Below are 26,799 nucleotides of genomic sequence, written 5' to 3'. Positions count from 1 at the left end.
CAAAGCCGGGTTACATTTCTTGACGCTGCCCGCGCGCATACTGTATACAATTTCCACTGACCGCAGATCCAAGCGTTTTATCAAAGCGAAAATGAAGCTCGCCGGCATTGTATTGAGCAGGCATTTCGCCTGGCGCGGATGAGGCCCTTCGTCATCCTCAATCCGCGCCAGGCGCGGCGCGCGATTCGGCAATCGAAAGGAACTGCTATGTCCCCGCAATTACCACCCGGAAAGTATTACGGCGAGACCTTACGGCTGCGTAAGCTCCCATGCTTCGAGTTATCGGAGCGCGTTTATTCGCCCTGGTACCAGACCCCGAAACACACGCACAAACAAGCCTTGTTCTGCTTCGTGATGCAGGGGCAATACACTGAAAGTTACGGCAGCCAAACGCGCGAATGCCGGTCTTCGAGCCTCTTGTTTCATCCACCGGGTGAGGTGCACGCCGAGCGCTTCCACGCTGTGGGCGGGCGGTCGTTTATTGTCGAGCTGGCGCCCGCCTGGCTGAAAAAGATGCGCGAGCAGGTGCCGCTGACCGACGAGCCTGCCGACTTTCACGGCGGCGTGTTTGAATTGCTGGCGCACAAACTCTATCGGGAATTCACCCACGAAGATTGCATCTCGCCGCTCATCATCGAAGGGCTGATGATGGAACTGGTGGGCGAAACCTTACGGCGCAACCGCGCGCATCAGCCCACCGCCTCACCACTCTGGTTGCAACAGGTCAAAGAACTCCTGCAAGCGCGCTTCACCGAAAACCTCACGCTCACCGATCTCGCCCAGCACGTCGGCGTGCATCCGGTTTACTTGGCCCAGACGTTCCGCAAAACCTATCAATGCACGATTGGCGAATATGTGCGCAAACTGCGGATTGAATATGCCTGCCACGAGTTGACCACATCGGCCAGCCCAATTGTTGACATCGCACTGGCGGCGGGATTTTGCGACCAGAGCCATTTCACCCGCACGTTCAAACGCGCCCTCGGTGCCGCCCCTTCACAATATCGCGAATCGCTGCGCGAGGTGTGATTCGCTGTCTCGTGCCACCCTAATCGGGTTCAACCCGGCTTACGGGGATGCAAGACCAGCAGTCTCGGCGCTTGCTTTACTGATTGTGTAAGCATCGGCAGATTCTGAATCCGAACGATGGCAACCGGTCATCGCTCTTAGACCGGTTTGCAATTGCGTTTACGGGAGCGCGGCGGCCGGGACGGTACCGCGCGCGTGAGCAAGCGGCGCGGCGGCCGGGACGGTACCGCGCGCGTGAGGCCGGGACGGTACCGCGCGCGTGAGCAAGCGGCGCGGCGGCCGGGACGGTACCGCGCGCGTGAGCAAGCGGCGCGTCAAGTTTACGCCGTTGGCCGAACCGCCCAGGCTCCGCTTGCTCACGCGCGCGGTACCGTCCGCTGCGCGGTTTTTCCATACACCGAAGTGAAAGCCGAGCTAATTTGAAAAGCACTAGCATTGCTGCGAGAAACAACCATGAGTGAACCAATCAACGGAAGTCTCACCCCGCGCCAGGCGATACCCCGCCAGACGCTCACCACTGCCGTGGCCGACCGCTTGCGCAACAAGATTTTGCGCGGCGAATTGCGCGAGGGCACGCAGTTGCGCCAACACGCCATTGCCGAGGAATTCGCCGTCAGCCGCATTCCCCTGCGCGAGGCCATGCGCCAATTAGAGGCCGAAGGCTTGATCGAAATTCAAGATCATCGCGGCGCGGTGGTGACCGCGCTCTCGGCGGAGGAGATCCAAGAACTCTTCGAGATTCGCGCTGTGCTCGAAAGCCTGACGCTGCGCCGCGCCGTGCCGCATCTGACCGCTGCCCACCTGACCCGCGCCGAAGCGGCGTTGCAAGCCTATGAACACGCGCTCAACCATGAAGCGGATTTCGATGTCTGGGGCGATTTGCATTGGCAATTTCATTCGGCGCTCTATGCCGCGGCCAACCGCGGGCGCTCCCTCGCGCTGATTCAAACGGTCAACAACAACGCCGACCGTTATATTCGCCTGCACATCCTGTTCTCGCACGCGGCCCACCGCAATGCCAAGGACGAGCACCGCACGATTCTGGAATTGTGCCGTCAACGCAAGGCCGCCGCCGCCAGCCGGTTATTGGAAGAACACATCGCCAAGGCCGGGCGCGAACTGAAAGAGTTTATGCAGCAGGGGCAATAACCAGCGAGCGAACCACACAGTCAGGAGACACCCGCATGAAAAAACCTATCACGCGCCGGGAAGCATTGAAGCGTTTCAGCACGGCAGGCGCTGGCGCGCTGTTGAACACTCATCTGCCTGCGCCGGAGCAGGACGCCGCCTTACGCCTTGCCGGCAAGGCCGTCGAAATCGCGCTCACTTCGGTCAGCGCCCAGACTCTGCGGCTAACCATCGCGGCACTCGAAAATGGCCGACCACTGCCCTTGCCCGAAGACGGTTCGCTGGCCCCGCAAACCTGGCCTGCGCCTGTTGCCCGGCTGACCTCACTCCCCCGCGAACGCACGGTGCGCTGTGGCGATTTGCGTGTGAAGCTGTCACCGGAACCACTCACCATCCGCATCGAAGCCAAAGACGGGCGGTTGGTGCAAGAGTTACGCCCCGACGTGCAAACGGGTGCGCTGACGTTTCAGATTGGCGACAAACCTGTGCTCGGTTTTGGCGAAGGCGGCCCACAATTCGACCGGCGCGGCGAAACGTATACCAACCGCAACGGGCAGGGCGGCTATCGCTTGCGCACGCACGGCGGACGCGTGCCGATTCAATGGCTCATCGGCACGGGCGGTTGGGCGCTGTTGATTCAGCATCCGCTCGTTTCGTTTGACCTGACTGGCAAAGAAGGCAAGCTCACGCCGCGCGTGCCGGATCGCCCTGAGAGCAGCGTCTCCGGCGCGTTGGCGGGCACGGAATTGGGCGCGTTGCCGATAGACGTTTTCATCGTCGGCGCAACCGAACCCGCGCAAGTGCTGGCCGAATACGCGCGGCTGACAGGCAAGCCCGAATTGCCGCCGCTGTGGTCGTTCGGCTATTTGCAATCGCATCGCACGCTCGCAGGGCCTGACGAAATCAAATGGGTGGCGCGCACGCTGCGCGAAAAGAAATTGCCGTGCGATGCGTTGATCTATCTCGGCACCGATTTCACGCCTTCGGGTTGGAACACACACAACGGCGAATTCACGTGGCATCCGAAGAACTTCCCTGAGCCGAAAAAGATGATTGACGAATTACACGACCAGCATTTCAAAGTCGTGCTGCACACCGTCATCGAAGGCCGAAAATTAACTGGCACGGTCAAAGACGCCTGCACTGCTGCGCCGTTGCCGAGCGGTCGCACGCCCGATGGCAAATGGCCCGACAACCGTCAGGTCGCGTGTTACTGGCCTGTTCACAAAACGCTTTACGACGCGGGCATTGACGGCTGGTGGCCGGATCAGGGCGATGGACTGGATGCGACATCACGGCTGGCGCGCATTCGGATGTATTACGACGGCTCGCAAGCCTTGCGTCCGAATCAGCGTGTGTTTGCGCTGCATCGCAACGGCCACGCGGGGATGCAACGCTTCGCCGGATTCCTCTGGTCAGGCGATGTCTATTCGACATGGGAAACCTTGAAAGTTCACGTCCCCATCGCCGTGAACACCGGATTGACAGGCATTCCGTGGTGGGGCACAGACATCGGCGGCTTCGTCCCAACCAAAGAATATACGGGCGAATTGCACGTGCGCTGGTTTCAATTCGGCGCGTTCTGCCCGCTCTTTCGCGCGCACGGGCGGACGTGGCATTTGCGCTTGCCGTGGGGCTGGAATACGGGTGAGCTTGGGCATAACGAAATCTCGAATTACACGGGCGGCGCGGCCAATCCCGATTTGAGCGAATTGCACAACGCCGAAGTCGAGCCAATCTGCAAAAAGTATTTGGAATTGCGCTATCGCATGATGCCGTACTTGTATTCCGCCGTGCGCGAAACGCACGAAACGGGCTTGCCGGTGATGCGCGCGCTCTGGCTGCATTATCCCGACGATGCGACGGCGGTGTTGCGCGGCGATGAATACTTGTGGGGACGCGATGTGTTGGTTGCGCCCGTCGTCGAAAAAGGCGCGACTTCACGCAACGTCTATTTGCCGCGCGGCGACTGGTACGACTTCTGGACGGAAGAAAAACTCGCGGGCGGACGCGAAATCAGCAAAGCCGTTGATCTGGCGACGATGCCCCTGTATGTGCGCGCCGGCGCGATCCTTCCACTTGACCCGGTCAAGCAATACACCAGCGAAAAGGTTGATGGCCCGTTGACGCTGGTCGTTTATCCCGGCGCAGACGGCGTGTTCACGCTGTATGAAGACGACGGCGCGACCTTCAATTACCAGCGCGGCGAGTTCACAAAGATTCAAATCAACTGGAACAATGCGCGCCGCACGCTTTCGTTGCGGCTGGCAAATAGCTCGAAGCCGCCAACGCCGCAACAACGTAGACTTGAAATCCGCCTTGCGGGCGAAAAGGCAGCGCACCAGGTTGTTTTTGCCGGACGCCCACTTGAAGTGAAATTGTGAGATGGGTCAACCTGGGTACGCAGCGCTTCCAGCGTGCGGTCTCGGCATCGGACGCCTTCCTACCGGAAGGAAAATATCTCATGCCGAGACTGCACGCTGAGCGCTACGTACCCAGGTTGGCCCAATTGACTGGGAGATCACTATGCGCACGCTACTTACTCTATGCCTGTTTGCCCTTCTCTTTGTCACGATCAGTTTACCTGCCGCCAAAGCGCAAGCGCCGCAGGCCCGCATCAAGATAGACATTGACCGCACCATCGGCGACGTAAGCCCGCTGCTCTTCGGCAATTTCGCCGAGCACCTGGGGCGGATGATTTACGGCGGCGTTTATGAAGAAGGCAGCCCGCTCGCCGACAAAGACGGCTATCGCAAAGACGTGATGGAGGTCGTCAAGCAATTGAACGTTTCGATTTTGCGCTGGCCGGGCGGCAACTTCGCTTCGGGTTATAACTGGAAAGACGGCATCGGCCCGAAAGATCAGCGCCCCGTGCGCAAAGATTTGGCGTGGGACGATCTGGAAAGCAATCGCTTCGGCACGGATGAGTTTTTGAAGTATTGCGAGACGATCGGCACCGAGCCATACATCTGCATCAACGCGGGTCTCGGCACGATTGATGACGCGCGGCACTGGGTCGAATACTGCAACGAAGCGCGCCATACGTACTGGGCCGATCAGCGCCGCAAGAATGGGCGCGAGCAGCCATACAAAGTCAAATACTGGGCGCTCGGCAATGAGATTGACGGCCCCTGGCAACTCGGCAACAAGAGCGCCGAAGAGTATTCCAAATTCGCGCTCGAAGCCGCCAAGGCCATGCGCTCGACCGATTCAAGCATCAAGTTGATTGCCAGCGGTTCGAGCAATTACGGTGCGGATTGGATTCACTGGAATCGCACCGTCATCAACACGCTCAAGAACACGGCGGATTACATCGCGTTGCATACTTACATCAACAACCGCGACAACGATTTTGAGCGGTTTCTGGCCTGGTCGCAGACGCTTGACAATTACATCGAAGTCACCGCCGGACTGATCAAACAGGCGCAAGTGGGCAATCCGAATCCGCGCCCGTTTTACATTGCCTACGACGAATGGAACGTCTGGTATCGCACGGGCAACCGCGAGAAGCTGGAAGAGGTTTACCACTTTGAAGACGCGCTGGCGATGGGCATGTTTTTCAATTCGTTTTTCCGCCGCGCCGATGTCGTCAAGATGGCGAACCTGGCGCAGATGGTCAACGTCATCGCGCCGATTACGACCAATAAACAAGGGCTGTTTTTGCAGACGATCTATTTCCCGCTGGCGGAATTCGCCAAACAAAAAGGCAATCAAGCGCTCAATGTGTTGGTGTCGGCGCCGACCTATAAAGTCGGCAATCGCCCGCCACTGAAATATCTGGATGTTTCGACGACCTACAACGCGGCTGAGAAAACGCTCTTCGTCAACGTGCTGAATCGCAGCAAGGACAAAGACCTGACGACGCGCATTGATAATCAGGAAGGCCAATTGACGAACGCCGTCGGCGTGTGGGAGTTGAACCATCCCGATTTGAAAGCGACGCACACGTTTGGCGACGACAAGAAAGTTCGCCCCGTCACGCGCAACCTGACGGCGACGGTTGAAAACAATGGATTCAACTACACCTTCCCGGCGCACTCGCTGACGATTCTGCGATTGCGGCTACAGTAAGCCCTCACTTGTCGGGCTTATTCTTTGGCAACGTGCCGCTGTGCGGGCTGCGCTCGAAGAAAGAGGCGCACAACTCCGACAACCAGTGTTCCATTGTCGTTTCTCCTGATTTAGAATCGCGCTGCCCGGCAAGGACAACGACCTGATTGCATTGGAGGCTTATGAGCACAGCACAGCAACAAATCTATCAGCAGATTCAATTATTGCCCATGCAAGAACGGCTTCAGCTTATCCGGCGACTGTTCGCCGAGGCGGTCAAGACAGAGCAATTTCAACTGGCAGGCTCGATGACTGTCAATGGTGAGATTGACGAGATGACTAAGCAGCAACGCGCCGCCATGATGGCGACGCTTGAAGCAAGAGGCGCGCAACTGCGTGCTGAACTGGCCGAATAGAAAGGCCTGCCATGTCTTTGTATGTGACCGACACCAACGCGCTGATTTATTACTCGACCAGCCAACGCCACTTATCAAAACGCGCGCTGGCAGCGTTTGAGAGTGCGGCACAGAGCCAAGCCTTGATCTACATCCCAGCCGTGGCGCTTTGGGAAATATCGAATCTGGAAAGAACCGGGCAGATCAATTTAGGCCAGCCGTTTCGCGCGTGGTTGGCCGAATTGCTCGCCCAACCGGGTTTTGAAGTTGCTCCGTTGGACGCTGAAATTATCGCCGAGGCCAGGAACTATGGTTTCAACAATGACATTTTCGATGCGGCGATTATTGCCACGGCCAAAATCAAAGACTTGCCGCTCATCACGCGCGATACGGCCATCATTGAGTCAGGCTTGGTCGAAATTTGTTGGTAGCGGTCATTACTGGCTTGCTACGCGGGAGACGCTTGGCTTCAGGCCGTTCAGGTGGTCGTCAGCGCTTTCGTGAAATCCGCAGCTTCGCGTGGTACATCGCGGGCGGCTCACTTGCTTCCGTGGCGGAAACAGGTGGCACCAGGAATAGCAAAAAGGAATAATCAAAAAATGGAAGTGAACCTCAGTTGGCGCCGTTTCAGGCCGCTACACAATGGGTCGAGAGAGAATCTGATTTACACCACGGACTTGGGAGAATTGCCGGAAACATCGGGCATTTATTTATTTGCGCGACGACATGGTCAATCAGTTCATATTCTCTACATCGGGAAGGCTTTGAACTTACGCGCACGTATCAAACAGCAGTTGAACAATGCCCGCTTGATGAAGGCGATTGAGAACGCTCCGAGAGGCGCACGCATTCTGATCTGTGCCGAAGTACAATTGAAAAGAGGGCAAAAAATTGCGAAAGCTTTGGACATTGCGGAAAAGGGGTTTATTCGCCATTTTCTGACGCAAGGACACGACATTCTTAACAAACAAGGAACTGCTATCCGCCAGCACATAATCAACTCAGACCGTGCTGAATTCAAGAAATGCATACCACTACAAATGTTTCTGGATGGGTAATAACATTTGCTGTTGTACTGATTCCAATTGCTCCAAGCATTGAGGGAACAAATATGAACCGCGCCCTGAGCGCCGCCGCCTTCACCACTTCATCCTTCCCGCGCGCCGATGACGCCGAGTTGCAACCCATCTGGGCGCAGATCGAAAAGCGCCGCGACGAAAGCCTGCGGCGGTTGCAGGAATGGATTCGCCAGCCCGCGATTGCCGTTTATAATCGAGGTGCAATATGGAACTACTAAACCGCATTACAACTGACCCTGAAATCTGCCACGGCAAGCCCGTTATTCGCGGCTTACGTTACCCGGTGGAAGTCATTCTGGAGTTACTTAGCTCTGGCATGACGACGGAAGAGATTTTGGATGATTACGACGACCTGGAACGCGAAGACATCCTGGCGGTGCTGGCGTATGCCGCCCGGCTGAGCCAAATCAAGCGCATCGAACCCGTGCTGGTATGAAGTTCATCGTTGACGCCCATCTGCCGCGACGGTTGGCTTACTTGCTACATCAAGCAGGCCACGATGCGATCCACACGAAGGAGTTGTCGCTGGGCAATCGCACGCCTGACTCGACCATTAACCTGATCTGCGCCCAAGAGCAGCGCGTAGTCATCACGAAAGATTCCGATTTTGTTGACTCGTTCTTGCTGCGCCAAGAACCGCCGAAGCTGTTACTGGTTTCAACCGGCAACATCCGCAATGCCGACTTGCTGGCAATCTTTCACGCCAATCTTGAGCAGATCGTCGAAGGCTTTGATGTTTTTGATTTCATCGAAATCAATCGTACCGATGTGATTTATCACCTGTAACCAGCTTAGTACGCCGCATCGCACACATCGTTTTCCCTGCACTTGAAGGAGGAAACCAATCCGCTATGAACCGCTCTCACTTCGTCAAAACCGCCGCCCTGCGCGCCGCATCCTTGAGCAAAATCAAGTTGAACGTCATTGGCATAGCAAGCGCGCTGTTACTGGCAGGGGCGCTCTTTCCTTTCACCCGGCAAGCGCAAAATCAACAAGCCCAACCCGGCAGACCCACACCGACTCCGACGCCCACACCGACGCTCGGATTGGAACAAGGCTATCTGGAATTCGATACGCCGGATTTCACGCTCAAGCTGGTCAAGGCTTCGCAAACCATCGCGGCCTTGCAACCAAAAGGCGGCAACGGATTTGATTTCACGCCGGCTGACCGATTGGAGCGCCGTGCGAGCGATGGGCATTACCACCTGGGCGATTTGACGATGCGTGTGCGCAAAGGCAATGCGGGCGAGTGGAAAGAGTATTCGACCACGGCAACACGCAAGCCGGTGAATGCGTTGGCAGCTTCAGGCGCAACACTCGCTGCGGCGGATCTCACGCCGACGCTACCCGAAGATTGCCCCGTGCAAATCACGCGCAGTTGGGTCGTAGACAATGGCCGCCTCGCGCTGCGCTATGAACTCAAAAACAAAACTTCGGAACCATTGCAACTCGGCGCACTTGGCATTCCGCTGGCCTTCAACAACCACATCACCGGACGCAACCTGCAACAAGCGCATGAAATCTGTTCGTTCTCTGATCCTTATATCGGGCAGGACGCGGGCTATTTGCAGGTCACGCGCCTGAGCGGCAAAGGCCCGGCGCTTGTCGTAGTCCCCGAAGGCAAGACGCCGTTTGAAGCGTATCAATTGCTCAACGAACCGACGCGCCCTGCCCAAACCTTCGAGGGAACATTTGCCTGGATGGCGCATTCGCAGGCTTACGCCGAAACCGAATGGAAAGGTGTCGAGCAATGGAACGCGCCGACCAGCGCGACGCTTGCGCCGAACGCGAGCCGCACGTATGGCCTGCGCTTTCTTGTCTCGAATGAAATCCGCAACATCGAATCAACACTCGCCGCCAACAATCGCCCCGTTGCCGTAGGCATTCCCGGCTACGTGCTGCCGCAAGGCATCGAAGGCAAACTTTTTCTGAATGCCAAAAGCAAAGTTGCGAGCATCGCCGCCGAACCCGCGAACGCCATCACGATTCGTGAAGACAAGCCGACCAAGCAAGGCTGGCGCGCTTATACACTGCGCGGCAATGCGTGGGGACGCGCACGGTTGCTGGTCAAATACGCCGACGGCAATCAACAATCCATTAGCTACTACGTCATCAAACCCGCCGCGCAAGCCGTCGCCGACATGGGCAACTTCCTGATGACGAAGCAATGGTTCGTAGACCCGAATGATCCCTTTCGCCGTAGCCCTTCCGTGATGAGCTACGACCGCGAAGCCGACAAGATCGTGTCGCAAGACAGCCGCGTCTGGATTGCGGGCTTGGGCGATGAAGGCGGTTCCGGTTCGTGGCTGGCCGCCGCGATGAAACAATTCGGCCAACCCAAACGCGACGAATTGGCCAAGTACGAACAGTTCATAGACAACGTGCTGTGGGGCGGCTTGCAATACAAAGACGGCCCGAACAAATACGGCGTGCGCAAGAGCATGCTTTATTACTCGCCTGCTGATGTGCCGGGCTTTCAATATGACCCAGCGCTGAATTGGACGACGTGGACAAGCTGGAAGAAAGCCGATGCCGAATCCATCGGACGCGGCTACAACTATCCGCATGTCGTCGCGGCGTATTGGTCAATGTATCGCATCGCGCGCAATCACACTGGTCTCGTCAGCAATCATCCGTGGGATTGGTATTTGGAACAGGCGTATCAGACGACCAAATTCACCTTCAGCCGCAACGCCGACAATCGCAATCGCCGCCGCGTCGGTTATGTCGAGCTCGGTTTGATGGAAGGCGACATTTTCTTAATGGTGCTGCAAGACCTGAAGCGCGAGGGCTGGACGGAAAAAGCCGCCGAGGTGGAAGCGCTGATGAAAGAGCGCACCGAACGTTGGCGCAAAGAAGCCTACCCATTCGGCAGTGAGATGGCGTGGGATTCGACGGGGCAGGAAGAGGTGTATGCGTGGTGCGATTATTTCGGCTACGACGACAAGGCGCTGGTTTCGCTCAATTCCATCATCGGCTATATGCCGACCGTGCCGCATTGGGGCTACAACGGGAACGCCCGCCGGTATTGGGATTTCCTCTACGGCGGCAAGCTGAGGCGCATCGAGCGGCAGTTGCATCATTACGGTTCCGGCCTGAACGCGATTCCGGTGCTGTCGCATTACCGCGAACATCCCGAAGACGATTATCTGTTGCGCATCGGCTACGGCGGCACGCTGGGCGCGCTCACGAACATTGACCGCGAAGGTTTTGCGTCGGTCGCCTTTCATTCTTTCCCCTCCACGCTCAAGTGGGATGCCTACAGCGGCGATTACGGCCCGAACTTCTTCGGCCACGCGCTCAACACAGCAACGTATTTGATCAACCATCCCGAATTCGGCTGGCAGGCTTTCGGCGGCAACGTCAAACACGCGGGCGATTGGGTGAAAGTGCAGCCGCTCGATTCGTTCCGGATGCGCGTATTCATTGCGCCGCGCGGACTGTGGCTGACGCTGGATGCGGGACAGTTTGAAGCCATCGAGGTGAATGCGAAAACAGGTGCGGTGCGGGTGGGCTTGGCAAACGCAACGCCGGAAACGCCACAAGCCCGCTTGCGCATCGAACAGCCTGCGCAGGTTGCTGGGAGCGGCAGCTATCAACTGCACCAGGAATTCAACCAGGAGCGCGCGGCGTTTACGATTCCGCTCAAGCAAGGCACGACGTGGCTTGAATTGAAGACGGCTCACTAAGGCGGTGATGTGGAAGCAAGCGGAAGCCCATGTTGCTTGCCGTGAAAGCAGTTTTTGCTAGTGATGTTTCAGACCAACGCCGTGTGTAGAATGGTTCAGCACGCGGTGGGGCTTATTTATGATTAGCGTTAATCGCAAAACCAGGCTGATTCGAGTTTGTGCCGTATCAATCGCGCTGAGTATTGCGTTCGCATCTATGAACGCGTCCTTGGAGCGCTTTTCAGCGCAAGCCCCACAAGCGTCCGGCACGCTACCGTCCGCCAAGCGGATGGCGGACGGCAAACAGTGGACGACAGACAATCTGAACGTCAAGACTGTCCCGTCCTACTGCTACGAAGATGCGGAGCCGAATTGCCGTCAGTATGGCCGTTTGTACACGTGGGAGTCGGCGCGGCGCGGATGTCAAGCATTGGGTGATGGCTGGCGATTGCCGACGGACGACGAATGGCGGCAGATGGCGAAGCCCTACGGTGGCGTGAGCGAGGATTCGGAGGACAAGGGTAAAGCAGCGTACCAGGCGCTCTTGGCCGGAGGCAGCGCGGGATTCAAGGCCTTGCTCGGCGGTGGCCGCTCCGCTGACGGCCAGTATGCACGATTGGAAGCCCACGGATTCTACTGGACGGCATCAGAGATTGATCCGGCCAGTGGCTGGTACTACAACTTTGGTAAAGGCGGGCAAGCTCTCCATCGTCAAAGCGGTGGCGAGAAGCCGAGAGCATTTTCCGTTCGCTGTGTCAGGGAGTGACAACTGAAAACGCTGTCCCGCCGCCGCTGCAATAGCTCGCGGGCTGCGCAGCCAATAGCGTGTTGAACAATTGCGCGGCTGGCCGCTCGCTTCGAAATCAGCCGTATAGAGATTGTCGAAATCAGCAACTCGTTTGTCACGGGTCATAGATTCGAATCACCACTTCGTCTCGGCTGGAAAAAGCCTGTCTAAGCAACTCAGCGCTGCTAATCCGCGCGCACCAGCCGGACGCCAAACACCCCCGCCGTTTCATTCCCCCCCATCGCCTGAAAGCGCACCGTGACTTTTTGTTTGTCCTTCACCAACTCAGCCGGGACAGCATACTCAACATCGAAAAAGCTCTTGGTCGGGCTGCCGGGGCGATGGCGTTCGATGCGTTGTTCGCCAATGCGCGTGCCGTCCACCAAAATCTCGAAGGTGCGCGTGGCGCGCTCTTCGCCGTGGTAGGTGGCAATCAGTTTCAACGGATGCGCCGGCTCAACCGGCAGATCGAAGGAGAACCATTTCTTGGCGCTGCGACCGGCGCGGCCAGCGGTGCGCACGGGTTGGGTTTCTTCGCCCTGTTGGTTGAAGTCGCGTTCGGGTTGCATTTCGCCGGGTTGCACGAAGCCCAGTGTCGCCGCTTCCAGCTTCCGTTGGCGTTCGCGGGCGGCGAGCAAGTCGGCGGCCTTCTTTTCCCATTCGGCAGGCGTGAACAGATCGAAATAGATGGAATAGGTGCGCCGATGCAGGCGATAAAACGGCACGAGTTCGACATCCTGTTCGCGCCCGACGCCAGTGGTGCGGAAATCGCCCGGTTTATCGGCGACGGCTTTGATCCAATCGTTTAATTGACGGTCAGCGGCAACCAACGAGGGAATGCTGAGCGGTTGCGTTGCACCAGCGGCTTGCGGGCCACGGCCACGCGCGCGTTCGGGGCCTAGATCACCGGCCAGCACCAGCGGCCCCCACATAATCGCCGTCACGTGCGGGTTATCTGGCAACGGTTCCAGGCGCAGCTTTTTCGGCAACGTCAGCGCCACCGTGTCGCCACTCTTCCAGTTGCGTTTGAGTTCGACATACGCGCCCGGCTGGGCGAGTTGCTTGACGGGTTGGCCGTTGAGCTTGACGGCGAAGCCCGCATCTGCCCACGACGGTCGGCGCAAGGCGAGCGTGAATTGTTTAGGCGCTTTGAGCGTCAGTTTCAGCGTGGCCGCCTCGCCTTCGGGAAAGGCCGTGTCCATCGTCAGGTCAACGCCCGCCGCTTCCCACTTCGCCGTCGAGGGCGCGTAAAGGTTGACCCACAGCTTGTCACCCGATTCGTAGTACAAGCCGTCGCCGTGCAGCGCGTGGCTTTCCATGCCGGAACCGACACAGCAGGTGAAGCTGCGGAACATGTCGGCGTATTCGTGTTGCACGCCGCGTCCGACCGGCACCATATAACACGTCCGCCCGTCCTGATTGTCTATCGAACCGAGAATGTGATTGAAGAGCGCGCGTTCGTGGAATTCGGCGTATTGGTTGTCGGGATGCAGAGCGAAGAGCTTCCGCGACATTTTGATCATGTTGTAGACGTTGCAGGTTTCCGCCGTGCGCCCGTCAATACGGTCGCTCAACACGTCCGGCGGGCCGAAGTATTCATCCTTGCCGTGGCCGCCGGTGGCGAAGCTGTGATGCTTGGCGACGGCTTCCCAAAAGAACTGCGCCGCGTCGCCGTCGCGCTTATCGCCCGTGTAGGCGTAGCGCATCAGCGAGCCTTGAATCTTCGGCACCTGCGTATTGCCGTGCAGCCCGTTCAGGATGTCTTCTTTGCGCGCCAGCGGGTCAAGCACGGCGCGATGATCGAAGCGATGCGAAAGATCGAGCCAGCGCTTGTCGCCGGTGTCGACATACAAGTCAGCCAGCACTTCGGGCATGCCGCCGAATTCGGTGTTGAGCATCTTCTGCAATTGGGCGTCATCCAGCTTGCCGACGATGCTTTCGGCCCAGGCGGCGAATTTGATTTCCAGATCGAGCGCCGTGCGATTGCCCGCGTAACGATAGGCGTCGCGCAAGCCGGCGTAGGTTTTATGCAAGACGTACCAGGGCGACCACAGGCCATTCAGATCAAACCCCGCCGAGCGGATATTGCCTTTCGAGACTTCGATGAACTGCTCCTTGCCGTTCGCCAGCGCACCCAGATAGCCGTCGCCGTGCTTGTCCTGCACTTCTTTCATTTCACGGACTAGATATTCAACGCGCTCTTTGAAGCGCGCATCGCCCGTCGCGGCGTACATCATGCTCACGCCAGAAAGGTAATGCCCGGCAATGTGGCCCGTCAGATTGCGGCCATCGCCGTCCCAACCGCCATAGGGTTCGGCTTTGGCTTGCAAGCCCGCGCGTTTGCGATAAAACGCCAGCATCCGATCCGGTTCGAGTTTCAACAGATAGTCGGCATCCAAATCCTGCGCCACTTTGAGCGGCCCGCCGGTCAAGCGCACGGCTGACAGCGGTAACGGACGCGCGACATCGGGGACGGCGTTTCTGATTTGTTGGGCTTGGGCAAGAGCCGTGATGAGCAGCGCGGCGCTGATGAACTTTGCGATGCGTATCATGCAGACTCCAAACAAATCTGGGTACGCAGCGCTTCCAGCGTGCAGTCTCGGCAATTGACCTTTTCCTTCCGGCAGGAAGGCGTCTGCCGCCGAAACTGCACGCTGGAAGCGCTGCGTACCCAGGGTTACCAAAGCTAGAAACTGAGCGTACCGCGCAAATTGATCGAGCGGTTGCCGCCCGGCGCGCCCACAACGCCGAAGGTCGTGCTGAACACGTTCGTGTCGGGGAAGCCCCAACGCGGATGATTCAGCACGTTGTTGAGGCCGCCGAACAATTCGAAGCGCACCTTCTCGACAATCTTGAAGGTCTTCGTGATCGAGGCGTCCCATTGGAAGGTGTTCTTGTCGCGCAGGAACAGCAACTGCCCGAATTCGCCGGGCGTGGTGTTCGGCAGCAGGTATTGCGGATTGGCACGGCCATCAGGGCCGATCAGGCTGGCGTCAACTGCGAGCCGTTGCAAATCCGTTGTGCCCGCGCGGCCCGTCAAGCGGGTGCGTTCGGCGTTGAACAGCTTTTGAATCTGCTCCAGCGTGACGCCGGGGGCGAGCCGGACACCATTTAACATAGCGCTAGGTGATGCCCCGCCATTTTGATTGACGGTCTGGAATGTGCCACCACTCAACTGAATGGGCGCGCCAGTATTGAAGACGAAGACCGAGCCTAACGTCCAACCGCCGACGAGCGTATCAAGCAAGCGATTGTTGAGCGGAATCAGGCGTCCGCGACCAATCGGCAAATCGTAAGTGCCGTAGGTTTGAATCACGTGGCGCAAATCGAATTGCGACAAGCGGCGGCTCAGGCCGGGATCGCGCAAAGTGACGTAATCGAGGCCCTGATTCGCACTGTCAGCAGCCAGGTTGGTCAGGCTCTTGCTGAACGTGTAATTCGTCGCCCAGTTCAGGCTTTGCCCGAACCGTTGCTTGAACTGAATCTGCAAACCGTTGTAATTGTGCCAGCCGCCGTTATCCACATAATTCAGGCGTCCGGCGACGAAGGGATTGAGCAGGAAGAAATTGATCGGATAAGGCCCTGGCGTGTTCGCCGTCGGCAACACGCGCGCGCAGGGGCTGAAGCTGCTGCCGAACATGCGGCAAACATAATTTTGACTCGTCGCCAACGTGTTCGCCAGCGCGCCCGCTTCGCCGTTTTGCAAATTGGTGATGAAGGCCGTCGAGGTATAGCCGGACGCTGCGGCAATCGCCGCCAAGCCGCCCCGCGCGCCAAAGGCCGCGTCGAAAATCGGCAGCGCCACCTGGCCCGCGCGGTTCAGGTTTTGGAAACTGGCGACGCCCGCCGCTTGATTGATTTGCAGATTCTTCTGCGCATTCTTGAACTCATTCAAGAAGCCGTTCTCAAAGATGTTCACCTCATTCAGATTGCTGGTGCGCCAGGCCAGTTTGGATTGATTGCCGACGTAGCGAATCTCCAGCACGTTGTTCTTCCACAATTCGCGCTGGATGCCGAACGACCAATTGACCGTGTAAGGCGCGCGCAGATTGGGATCAATGCCGCTAATCGTGCGCGCGAAGGTTTGATCGGCCTGATTGATGGTCTTCTTGTATTCGGTCGTCGCGAAGGCGAACGCATTGACGGTCAGCGGATTGTTGACGATGTCGTTGAGCGTATAAAACGCAGGCAGATTGGTAGCGCCCGGCGTGCCCGGAATCAATTGCGTAGCCGCGATGGTCTTGCCCGCATTCGTGCCCAGGTTTTGCGCGAAGAACTGCGTGCCTTCGTCATAAACGATCATCGAATAGGAACCACGTAAGACGGTTTTCTGGCCGCCGAAGAGTTTGCCCAATAGTCCCTCGGTCTTGTTGGGGTTCCAGGCAAAGCCGAGGTTCGGCGCGAAATTCTTCCAATCCGTTTTGAAAGCCAGGCGGCCCGCTTCCAACGTCGGATTGTTGTTGCCGCTGAGCGCGCCCGGCGTAAAGAGCTTGGTCGAAGGCCCGTAAACGCTCGCCAAATCGGGCACCGCCACAATGCCTTTGCCGTCTTTCATCGGGCCTTGAATCTCCCACCGCAAGCCGTAATTCAAGGTCAGGCTGGGCCGGATGCGCCAGCGATCCTGCCCATAAAAACCGCCCATCGCCGAATTCGTCCAGGTGTAATTCTGCTCTTGCTTGCCGTCGTATTGCAGCGTTTCGGGGTTGACGACGCGTGTGAAGCTGGACGAGGCCACACGCCCAGTCAGCAGGTTGTAAAGCGCCAACGGATTCGCCAACTCGGTGTTGTTGATGCCCGGCAGGGTCGTCGTCGTATAGGCATTGGCTACCCCCAACGGATCGCCACTGGGTGTGCCGGTGGCGTATGTCGGCACCTGATAAATCACGGCCACGTCATTCCAGGTGGTCTTGCGATAACTGCCGCCCACGGTGATCGTGTGCTGGCCGCGATTCATCGTCATGGTGTCATACATCGTGGTGATGAAATGGCGGCCCGTCGTATTCCCCTGGTCAATAAACGGGACGGTGGGGCCAAAGGGCAGCGTCGCGCCGATGCGCAACGGTTTATTGCTGAAGGTGTAATACGGCCCGTATTCGTCGCGCGCATTGGTGTCGCCGCTGTGCTGCACGCCATAGCGGAATTCGTTGAAGGTTTGCGGCGTAAACGTGGATTGCAGCGCCCCGGCGTAAACAAAGTAACCCAGGCGAAACGGGTTGGTTCTTTGAATATCCGGAATGGGCAAGCGACGTTCGCCCGCCTGCCAGTTATGCCGGTAATTCCAGGTAAAGGTCACTTGCTGTTTGGGCGTGACGAAGTAATCCAGGCGTGTGGCGGGAAAATAGGCGTAATTGTTATTCTCGGCGTTCCAAGTGTAGGTGTCACGATTGAGGTCAGTATCCGCAATCGCGTTCGCATATTTCGGAATCTGATTGTTGATGTTGAGAATGGATTGCGCGACCGGATCAAGCGTCGTGCGCAATCCGCGCGCGGCGGCCAAATCCAGCACATTGACTGTGCGCAATTGGTTGGTCGTGCCGCTGACAACGTAAGTGTAATTGCCTTTCTGGGCGTCCGGCGTCAGCACGGTGACCGTGCGGGCGGTGGTGATCGGCGCATAGTTGCGCTCGAAATTGGCAAAGAAGAAGAGCTTCTCTTTCAGTCGGCCAAAGGGCACCAACGGCCCGCCGAAATTGCCGCCGTAATCGTGATTACGGTTGTAAACGCGCGGCAACCCCTGCGCATTGCGCGTCCAGCTATTGGCGTTGAACTGCTCGCTGCGCGGTTCATAAAAAGCGCTGCCGTGGTAGCGGCTGCCGCCGCGTCGCGTGGTGAATTTGATATTCGCGCCGCTCTGCGCGCCCGAATCAGCACCGAGGCCACCCGTTTCGACCGTGACTTCTTCGACCGCGCCCAAGCGCACCGGCACCGTGGCAAAGAAGACAGTGCCGCCGCTCTTAAAACCATTGGAGGCGTCGTTGATGCCGTCCACTGTGACGTTGACCGCGCCCCCCGACAGATTGTTGAAGCGTCCCGAATTGCCACCGCCGATAGCCGGCGAGATGCCAGGCGCCAGCCGGGCCAGTGCCAACACATTGCTGCGACTGGCGACGGGTAACTTGGTAATCGTATCGTTGTTGATGGAACTAGCCACCAATTGCGAAGAGGTTTCCAGGCCCTGGAAGCCGCCCCCTTCGATGGTTACAGTCTCCGAAGCCGCGCCCACCGTCAAATTGACGCGCACGTCGGTCGTTTGGCTGGTTGAAACGCCGATGTTGGGGACGACCGATTTTTGAAAGCCGTCTGCCGCCACGCTGACCTCATACGTGCCCACCGCCAAATCAGGAAAGAGAAATGTCCCGCGTTCGGTCGAAGTCACATTGCGGCTGATGCCAGTCTTTTCGTCACGCAGTGTCACTTTGGCATTGGGGACGACCGCGCCGGTCGGGTCCTGCACCGTGCCAGAAATCGCCCCCACAATGCGCAACTGCGCCTGCGCGTTGAAAGAAGTCAAAAGCAAGATGGCCAGCAACCCAACGGTTCTGAGCAAAATGAAAGCTGTCTGTGATGATTTCGCGTGCGGTTTCATAACCAAACCTCCATCCGAAGTGGGGCAAGAACACCCCGATTAGATATGTTGCGCGTCAGAGCTGTATCGTTACAGCCCGTTATCGTTAATGGATCCCAGCAAAACCGCTTTGGTGTGGCTTCGATTCGGTAAGCTCAATTTTTGGATAACGCCACGTTTCGTTTTCAGTTAGAAGTTCAATGAGTAGCGTGGTTAATAAATCATTTACCGGCGCAAGGGTCTTGTATCGGCTTAGGAATGGTTGAATCGGGTTAGTGAATGAAAGCCGGATAACGACAGCCATTAGGCTAGCACTTCGTTGATGACGCGCCCGTGAACATCGGTCAAACGCATATCGCGGCCATTGAACCGATACGTCAGCCGTTCATAGTCGAGGCCGAGCAAATGCAAAATCGTCGCGTGCAATTCGTAAATCGTCTTTTTGTTTTCAATCGCGCGATAGCCGTAATCATCGGTCGCGCCGACAACCGTGCCGCCTTTGACGCCGCCGCCTGCGAGCCACACGCTGAACCCTAGCGCATTATGATCGCGCCCGTCCATCCGTTCTGAAATCGGTAAACGTCCAAATTCGCCGTGCCAAATAATCAGCGTCGAATCGAACAGGCCGCGACTTTTGAGGTCTTTGATCAAGCCTGCAATCGGCTTGTCCGTCTCGGCGCAATGCAAACCGTGATTGCCTTTCAAATCCCAATGCGCGTCCCAACTCGGCTCGAAGTTGCCGCCACCCGAAAAGATTTGCACGAAGCGCACGCCCCCGTTCGACCAGGCGCCGCGCCATCAATGCTTGTTTGCCGAAATAATCGGTCGGCTGCTCGCCTACGCCATAAAGCTTTTGCGTCGCGGCGGATTCCTTGCTGATGTCAATCGCATCGGTCGCGTGCGTCTGCATGCGAAAGGCGAGTTCATACGAATGAATGCGCGCTGACAATTCACTGTCTGCCGGATTGTGATCAAGATGCTTTTCGTTGAGTTCGCGCAAGAGCCGCAGCCATTTTTGTTGTTGCTCCGGCGTGCGTCCTTGCGGCGGATGCAAGTCCACAATCGGATCGCCGCTGTCACGAAACGGCGTGCCTTGATACGCCGCAGGCATGTAACCGTTGCCCCAATTCGGTGCGCCATTGATCGGCCCACCGCGATGATCGGTGAAGACGATAAAGCCCGGCAGGTTTTCATTCTCGCTGCCGAGGCCATACGTCACCCAACTGCCCACGCTGGGATGTCCGGCCAGAATGCTGCCCGTGTTCATTTGAAAGAGCGCAGGCCCGTGCGCCGGGCTGAGCGCCGTCATCGAACGAATCAACGCGAGATCATCGGCGTGTTCGGCGACGTGCGGAAACAGTTCGGAAATCTCCATCCCGCATTGCCCGTGCTTTTTGAACTGCCACGGCGACGGCATTATGCCACCCGGCGTTCCCATTGACGCGCGCACTTCGCCCACGCCCGTCATCGTTTCGCCTTGTCGCTTGAGCAGCATCGGTTTGGGATCGAAGGTATCCACCTGACTGACACCGCCGTAACAAAAGATGGAGATGACCGCTTTGACTTTGGTGGGAAAATGCGGGGCTTTCGGCGCAAGCGGCGACTTGGATTGCGCAGGCGTCTGTGCCAACAGGCCGTTGCGATTGAGCAAATCGGCAAAGGCTACGCCCGCGATGCCGCCGCCGAGTTTAGATAAAAGTTCTCTGCGTGAAAAACAAATCGGATTCATATTTGTGCCTTAGGAGAGAACGCGGAACACACGGAAATAACGGAAATAGCGGAAAAATCTAGTCGTAAGAATCTTTCTGTGTCTTCCGTTATTTCCGTGTGTTCCGCGTTCTCTCCTCTCCTCTCAGTCGCATCGGCTCACTGCCAGTATACAAACTCATTCAGGTTGAATAACGCCTGACAAAATTCCGCCAACCCATTCGGATTGCCTTGCATAAATGCGATGGACTTCGTGCGCTCAAACTCGCTCGGCGCACGGCCCAATGCCAATTGATAGGCGCGCTCGACTTGGCGTTGCACATCCGCACCCGCTTCCGTGCGCAAGCGTTCGGCAAACTTCCGCGCTTCGACCAACACAAAGCTGTTATTCATCAGCAGCAAGGCTTGCGGCGCAATGGTGGAGCGGTTGCGGCGTTCGCACGAATTGATGAGGTTCGGTTGATCGAACGTCTCGAACAACGGATAGCGAATGCTGCGCTTGGAATACACGTACAAACTGCGCCGCCACGTCGCCGGATCGTCATCCGGCTTGCCCGGCCACGTGCGTTTCGTGCTCGATTGAAACAGCTTCGGATCAATGTACGGATAAATGCACGGGCCGCCCAACGTGCGATCCAAATTGCCTGCCACCGCCAAGATCGAATCACGGATGATTTCAGCTTCGAGCCGCACGCGCGGCATCCGCCAGAACAACCGGTTCTCAGGATCAAGCACCACGTTGGCGGCAATGTCGTTGCTCGCCATTTGATAAGCCTGCGAAGTCATCATCAGGCGGTGCATCTGCTTCACGCTCCAGCCTTTCGATTGCGGATTGGTTTTGGATTCCGCATTCCGCATTCCGAAATCCGCATTCATAAATTCAAGTGCCAGCCAATCCAGCAATTCAGGATGCGAAGGTAATTCGCCCATCTTGCCGAAGTTGCTGGGCGTGCGCACGATGCCTTCGCCAAAATGATGCTGCCAGAGCCGATTGACCATTACGCGCGCAGTCAACGGATTCTGTTTGTTCGTCAGCCATTCGGCCAAGCCGCGCCGCCGCCAACTTGATTTCGCATTGGCAGGTGGCACCGGGAATTCATAGTCGCCCACGATTGACAACACGCCCGGCGTCATTGCGGGGCCTTTAGAATCGAAGTTGCCACGATGCAGGAAATACGTTGGCGCAGGATTTGGCCCACCTTCACCAATGGCGCGCGCGGTTGCGTATGGCTTCGGCTTTTGTTTGTCGAGCGTTTTGATTTGCGCGACTAAATCTTGCTGCTTTTGTTTATCTACCGCCGACATCCGCGCGACGATGTCTTTCTCGGTCAGTTTCTGTGCGAGCGAATCATCTTCGAGCGTCTTTTTAATTTGTTGCACATTAAGCCGCTGCCCCGGTGTGCGCTTGTCATCCGGCGTGCGCCAGGCAGTTTGCATGTAGTCGGGCAAGCGGCTGACAAACTCTTCGACAAGAATTTTTAAGTACGGCGCTTCAAGCTCGGCTTTGGCTTTCTTGAGCGGTCGTTGCTGCGCTTCGATGCGCTGCGTTTCCGCGCGATGCGCGGCGACGACATCGGCTGCAACCAGCGGATGATTAACCGGACGCGTCGGCGCGAACACCGCTTGAATGCGATAGAAATCCGTTTGCCGAATCGGATCGAACTTGTGATCGTGGCAGCGCGCACAGCCCACCGTCAGCCCCATAAAGGTCAGCGAACTCGTCGTAATCACATCGTCCAGCGCATCCTGCCGTCCGCGTTCGCCACCGCCTCCGCCTTCGGGACCGAGCCGCAGGAAACCTGTCGCAATCATCGCGTCATCTGAATCCAGTGCATATTCATCGCCCGCCAACTGTTCACGAATAAATTGATCGTAAGGCTTGTCGTTATTGAACGCCTTGACGACGTAATCGCGATAGCGCCAGCCGTCAGGCCGATCCACATCAAACTCAAACCCGCCCGAATCAGCATAGCGCACCAGATCAAGCCAATGGCGCGCCCAACGTTCGCCGTAATGCGGACTGGCAAGCAAACGGTCAATCAGCTTTTCGTAAGCGGCTTCGTCTGATGCCGCTTTATCATTCACAAACGCTTCTACTTCTTCCGGCGCAGGCGGCAAGCCCGTCAAATCAAGGTACGCGCGGCGAATCAATGTGCGGCGATCTGCGCGTGGCGAAGGCTGCACGCCTTTCGCTTTCATCGCGGCGAACAGAAACGCATCAATAGGATTCGGCGGATTGCGATTCCAACTGGCAAGCGCGGCGCGCGGTGGTGTGATTTGCTTTGGTGCTTGAAATGCCCAGAAGCCGCGTTCCGCTGCGGTGAACGGGCGTTCCGGCAACTTTTCTGTTTTGGCTGTTTCCGCCACCATCGGCGCAAAGCCGTCGAACGGCGCGCCTGCGGCAATCCAACGCCGTAACGCTTCGATGTCGGCATCGCTCAACTTCTTGCCCGGCGGCATCGTTGGCTTTTCCTGCTGCGTGATGAATTGAAACAAACGGCTTGCTTGCGCATCGCCGGGGACAATCACTTTGCCATTTTCACCGCCCGCAAGGATGCCTTCTGCCGTGCGTAGATCAAGCTCTGACGTGCGCGCCGCGCCGTGACAGCCGAAGCAGTTTTGTTGCAAGATTCTGTAGGCTTGTTGCGAAAGCGCCGCTGCTTGCGTTGGTTGCTGTATCAGTCTGGCTTTGGTGCCAAAAGTCAGGAACATCAGCAGCGGCAGGGTACTTATGCACAGCGCTAATCTTCGATGTTTGCGAATCATCATTGTTACCTCTCAATGCGCAGGCTGTCCCAGCCATTTTTGCAAGCGGCTCTTTTGTTGCGGCGAAGCATCCGCACGCACCGCGAGTTGCCAGGCTTTGGCGGGTTGCTCCGCTTCGGCAAAGCGCAGCCCGAACCAGTCGAGCGCTTCGGTGTAATCCAGTTCTTCGGTGGAAGCGAGCCATTTTCTGAACGTTTCTTTGAGGTCAACTCCGGCCACGTCTTCGGCGGTTTTGCGAAACTGTTCCGGCGTGAAACCACGCGCGCCGCCGTAGCGTTTGAGTGCGAGCCGCATCACGTCATCCAGACTTTTCCTGCCATTCGTTGCGCGTTGGATCGTCGCGTCCAGCAGGAAGCCCACGACCGGGCCTTTGACGTAATAGCTCACCAGATTCTGCGTGTCGCGCCCTACGCCCGACGTGCCGGAATTCCACACGTCCAGCGAAGCCTGTGCGAGCGTTTGTTTGAGCCGTCCAGGCGAGTTTTGCAGCGACGTGATGTTCGACGAAAGCAACGACAGAAAGTCTTGCGTGTTGCATAAGCCTGCCCGCGCGATAACCAAATCCGCGCCGTATGTCGTTAGCCCCTCCGCAATCCACAAACTGCTTGTGCTCGGCGGACGCTCGTAATCGAACGGCCCCAACTCAACCGGGCGCAGCCGTTTGACGTTGAAGGCGTGAAAGTATTCGTGACTGACGAATGAAAGCCAGCGCAACGTCGGCGTCGTCATATTCGGCGAACTTGTCAGCAAGGTGGAATTGCTGTGCTCCAAACCGCCGCCGCCCTGCCGAAAGACGTTCAGAAAAACGTAGCGTTTGAAAGGCAGTCCACCCCAATACGCGCTGGTCGCGCGCACGATTTTTTCGAGGTCTTGCGCGCCGCGTTGGCCATCCCATTTTTTGTAATCGCCTGCGTCCACAAGCTGATGTTTGCTGCCCGCCACAGTGAACTCGCGGACGGACAAATCGCCCGCGACAATCGGCGCATCCACGAGCGTGTCGTAATCAGCGGCCAGCAAATGATTCGGATTGCCGTCGGGTGCGGCGTCAAGCCCGCTCGCCGCGCGTTTCCACTGCGAAGCCAATTCCAGCCTGATTTCATGCGGGCGACGTTGTTTATCTGCCAATGTGATAAACGCCGCCGCGCCGTTCAGCACCAGCAAATCTTCGCCGACCCAATTGGTCGTGACCGAGCGCCCGGTGCAAAGCAGTTTGTACCTCACGATCACGCGCATTGCGCCGTTCGTCGTGATACGCCAGCGATTCTTTTGCGGCTGTTCGACCGTGAGCGATTGACCGTCGGCAGTGCGCGCAGAAAAGTTTTGCACGCGGCTGGCATACTCTTCGACGCGATAAAAACCGGGCGACCAGACGGGCATCATCAATTCGATGGTGGCGTGTTTACTGGTGGGAAAGACGGCCTCCACTTCGGCAATGTGTATTTCCGGCGCGGGGAATTTGATGGTGTAAACAATCGGCTTAGCCGCGCGAGCCACTGCACACAACAACATCGCCAGCATAAGCGTTGTGACCAAATAGCGCGGAGTAAATCTCAATTGTGTAAGCCAATCTTTCATCTCTTTTCTCCCAGCCTGAAAAACGCTGACAGTCAGTATACGCCCTGGCACAGTGACGTCTTGGATGAATATAAGATGGATGGAACTGGATTAGCGAGATGCCGCCCGTTGGGCAGGTTGTCAACCTGCCAATGCCGGCAGTGACAGGCTGAGTCGCTCTCACATTACGCGCACCGCCCAGTACAACGGCCTTGATTCCGCTGATCGCACCAAGCGTCTCAGCGAGCGATGATATGAGTTCGCGTTGTTCCGGTGTGAGTGGTTGCATCGTTCAACCTTCCATCGAAAGTTTGTCCAGGATGTCTGCCAGCAGTTCCGGTCGGCTGACATTTGGGCAATGCCCGCCTGGGATTTCGATTGGCTCTACACCTAACCACTCGCGCGCGGCCTTGCGCTGCCACGCGGGTGTGATGGTGCGGTCTTCAGTGCAGACGATATAACTGGCTGGCACTTGCGGCCACGCCGTGAGCGGACACGGTTCGCCCATTGCCCGTTTCGCATAGAAAAAGACACGCGTTGACATCGCCCATTCGAGGCGCTCCGGCGGGCAATCGTGAAAGACAAACTCAAGGGCGACATTATCATCATTCGGGTTTTGCCCGACCCACGCGGGATTGAACATCGTGGGGTCGGACTGAAACTGTTCTCGGACGCTGAGACCCGGACGCGGAACGAGCGCCGCCAAAAACACCATCCGGCGCGGTCGCCAACGCTCGACCACCAGCGGAAGATACATCCCTGCCGCAGAGTGCGCGACACACACCACGTCTGCCGGATCGTGTCCCGCATCGTTGAGCGCCTGTACAATTGTTTCAGCGTGAAATGCCAGCCCCTCGTCTGTCTTGTCCAAGCGAAAGGCGGGTGTGAGCGCGCGATGCCCTCGGCGTTCAAGTTCGTCTACCAGTAACTGCCAGCCTGCGGGGCCTTGCCCGCTGCTGTGCATCAAACAGAATGTTGTTGGGCAGAATGTTGTCGGGCAGAATGTCGTCATGGTTTCGCTCTCCTCTCAGTCTGTGATGGCCCGGCAGTCTCAGGCCAGCCCCGATACCAGCGAAAGACATTGCCCGTGAGGCTGGCGACAAAAGGCTCGCCATTTTTCGCCACGGTGAGCAGATGGCCGGGGCATTCCACTGCGCCGAGAATTTTGCCGGTGGCGAGTTCAATCTTCATCAATTGTCCCGCCAGCGCGTCGTAGGCGACGTTTTCGACGTTATTGCGATGCGTGATGATCCACATTTCATCACTCGGCGTGATGAACATGCCCTGCGTAGAGCCGAGATGCGTCCACTGCTTCAGAAACTTTCCCTCGGCGGTGAAAATCTGGATGCGGTTGTTTTCGCGGTCGCTCACATACACGCGGTCTTGGGAATCTACGGCGATGGTGTGCGGGATATGAAACTCACCCGGCGCACTGCCCGGCTTGCCCCAGGCGCGCAGGTATTTGCCGTTCTTATCGAACTGCACGACGCGCGAATTGCCGTAACCGTCCGCCACATAAAAATCGTCGTTGCTCGCAAACGCAATATCGGTGGGGCGATTGAAAGTTTTTTCATCCGTTCCGATCTGCCCCTTGATGCCCCAGGTTTGCAACAGCCTGCCCTCGCGCGTGAATTTGTAGACCTGCTGATTTTCGTTATCTACGGCCCAGATGTTGTCTTCGCGGTCCGCGCGCAAGCCGTGCGGATTGGCGAAGAAACCCCGCCCCCACGAACGCAAATAATTTCCTTTGCCATCAAAGACGATGATCGGATCCACCTCCTTGTTGCGCTGAAAGACATACACCTCGCCGCGCGAATCGGTCGTCACGGCAGAGACGCGCCCGAACTTCCAGCCGTCCGGCATCGTGTCCGGCTCTTCGCCAAAACGAATGACAACGCGATATTTGAGCAAGCCCCCTGGGTGCGGCGGCCAGCCAGCGGGCACGTAGCCCTGCTCTGGCGCTTTGGATTTTTGTTGGATCACCCAACCCGTCGTCAGGAAGAGGGTAACGAGGAGCGCAAGTAACAGCTTCATGAAAATTCGCCTCCGATAGAGCAAGTTTCATTCGATT

18 protein-coding genes and 1 pseudogene are annotated in these 26,799 nt (G+C 57.4%); 12 read left to right on the top strand and 7 right to left on the bottom strand.

Annotation, left to right across the window (positions count from 1 at the left end; translation table 11 throughout):
* Positions 1–207 precede the first annotated feature (207 nt).
* The 12 genes from HY011_17995 to HY011_17940 all read left to right on the top strand — a co-directional run bounded on the left by HY011_17995 (position 208) and on the right by HY011_17940 (position 12,115).
* Positions 208–1,029 (top strand): helix-turn-helix transcriptional regulator, encoded by an 822-nt coding sequence (locus HY011_17995; protein ID MBI3424831.1) that lies wholly within the window; start codon positions 208–210, stop codon positions 1,027–1,029.
* Positions 1,030–1,482: 453 nt separating this feature from the next.
* The gene (locus HY011_17990) at positions 1,483–2,178 is read left to right on the top strand and encodes a GntR family transcriptional regulator (protein MBI3424830.1); all 696 of its coding nucleotides are present in this window, start codon (positions 1,483–1,485) and stop codon (positions 2,176–2,178) included.
* Between the two features lie 35 nt (positions 2,179–2,213).
* Positions 2,214–4,541, top strand: a complete 2,328-nt coding sequence (locus tag HY011_17985; protein MBI3424829.1) for a glycoside hydrolase family 31 protein — start codon at positions 2,214–2,216, stop codon at positions 4,539–4,541.
* A 142-nt stretch (positions 4,542–4,683) separates the two neighbouring features.
* Positions 4,684–6,228 carry an alpha-N-arabinofuranosidase gene (locus HY011_17980; protein MBI3424828.1) on the top strand — a complete coding sequence of 515 codons (1,545 nt, stop codon included), beginning with the start codon at positions 4,684–4,686 and terminating at the stop codon, positions 6,226–6,228.
* 161 nt (positions 6,229–6,389) lie between these two features.
* On the top strand, positions 6,390–6,623 hold the full coding sequence (locus HY011_17975; protein ID MBI3424827.1) for a hypothetical protein: 234 nt from the start codon (positions 6,390–6,392) through the stop codon (positions 6,621–6,623).
* A gap of 11 nt (positions 6,624–6,634) precedes the next feature.
* Positions 6,635–7,033 (top strand): type II toxin-antitoxin system VapC family toxin, encoded by a 399-nt coding sequence (locus HY011_17970; protein MBI3424826.1) that lies wholly within the window; start codon positions 6,635–6,637, stop codon positions 7,031–7,033.
* Positions 7,034–7,201: 168 nt separating this feature from the next.
* A complete protein-coding gene (locus HY011_17965; GenBank protein ID MBI3424825.1) occupies positions 7,202–7,660 on the top strand; it encodes a hypothetical protein in 459 nt (152 codons plus the stop codon).
* Positions 7,661–7,713: 53 nt separating this feature from the next.
* The gene (locus HY011_17960) at positions 7,714–7,899 is read left to right on the top strand and encodes a hypothetical protein (GenBank protein MBI3424824.1); all 186 of its coding nucleotides are present in this window, start codon (positions 7,714–7,716) and stop codon (positions 7,897–7,899) included.
* Entirely contained in the window at positions 7,887–8,117 is a 231-nt protein-coding gene (locus HY011_17955) for a DUF433 domain-containing protein (GenBank protein MBI3424823.1), read from the top strand. Before HY011_17960 ends, HY011_17955 begins: the two co-directional genes overlap by 13 nt.
* On the top strand, positions 8,114–8,467 hold the full coding sequence (locus HY011_17950) for a DUF5615 family PIN-like protein (GenBank protein MBI3424822.1): 354 nt from the start codon (positions 8,114–8,116) through the stop codon (positions 8,465–8,467). The genes HY011_17955 and HY011_17950 overlap by 4 nt, the downstream gene beginning before the upstream one ends.
* Before the next feature lie 65 nt (positions 8,468–8,532).
* Positions 8,533–11,370 (top strand): hypothetical protein, encoded by a 2,838-nt coding sequence (locus HY011_17945; GenBank protein ID MBI3424821.1) that lies wholly within the window; start codon positions 8,533–8,535, stop codon positions 11,368–11,370.
* A 118-nt stretch (positions 11,371–11,488) separates the two neighbouring features.
* Positions 11,489–12,115, top strand: a complete 627-nt coding sequence (locus HY011_17940; protein ID MBI3424820.1) for a hypothetical protein — start codon at positions 11,489–11,491, stop codon at positions 12,113–12,115.
* Between the two features lie 206 nt (positions 12,116–12,321).
* On the opposite strand, the gene HY011_17935 is transcribed toward HY011_17940, so the two are convergent.
* The 7 genes and pseudogenes from HY011_17935 to HY011_17905 all read right to left on the bottom strand — a co-directional run bounded on the left by HY011_17935 (position 12,322) and on the right by HY011_17905 (position 26,762).
* Positions 12,322–14,688 carry a glycoside hydrolase family 127 protein gene (locus HY011_17935; protein MBI3424819.1) on the bottom strand — a complete coding sequence of 789 codons (2,367 nt, stop codon included), beginning with the start codon at positions 14,686–14,688 and terminating at the stop codon, positions 12,322–12,324.
* A 134-nt stretch (positions 14,689–14,822) separates the two neighbouring features.
* Positions 14,823–18,722 carry a TonB-dependent receptor gene (locus HY011_17930; protein MBI3424818.1) on the bottom strand — a complete coding sequence of 1,300 codons (3,900 nt, stop codon included), beginning with the start codon at positions 18,720–18,722 and terminating at the stop codon, positions 14,823–14,825.
* Between the two features lie 282 nt (positions 18,723–19,004).
* A pseudogene (locus tag HY011_17925) lies at positions 19,005–20,430 on the bottom strand (DUF1501 domain-containing protein).
* A gap of 137 nt (positions 20,431–20,567) precedes the next feature.
* Entirely contained in the window at positions 20,568–23,177 is a 2,610-nt protein-coding gene (locus HY011_17920; protein MBI3424817.1) for a PSD1 domain-containing protein, read from the bottom strand.
* A gap of 9 nt (positions 23,178–23,186) precedes the next feature.
* Positions 23,187–24,749, bottom strand: a complete 1,563-nt coding sequence (locus HY011_17915) for a M61 family metallopeptidase (protein MBI3424816.1) — start codon at positions 24,747–24,749, stop codon at positions 23,187–23,189.
* 271 nt (positions 24,750–25,020) lie between these two features.
* Positions 25,021–25,740 carry an alpha/beta hydrolase gene (locus tag HY011_17910; GenBank protein MBI3424815.1) on the bottom strand — a complete coding sequence of 240 codons (720 nt, stop codon included), beginning with the start codon at positions 25,738–25,740 and terminating at the stop codon, positions 25,021–25,023.
* Positions 25,737–26,762, bottom strand: a complete 1,026-nt coding sequence (locus HY011_17905; GenBank protein ID MBI3424814.1) for a 6-bladed beta-propeller — start codon at positions 26,760–26,762, stop codon at positions 25,737–25,739. The genes HY011_17910 and HY011_17905 overlap by 4 nt, the downstream gene beginning before the upstream one ends.
* Positions 26,763–26,799: the final 37 nt, after the last annotated feature.

Source organism: Acidobacteriota bacterium, from assembly GCA_016196035.1.
Classification (GTDB): domain Bacteria; phylum Acidobacteriota; class Blastocatellia; order RBC074; family RBC074; genus JACPYM01.
This window is presented reverse-complemented; position numbering and strand designations above follow the sequence as displayed.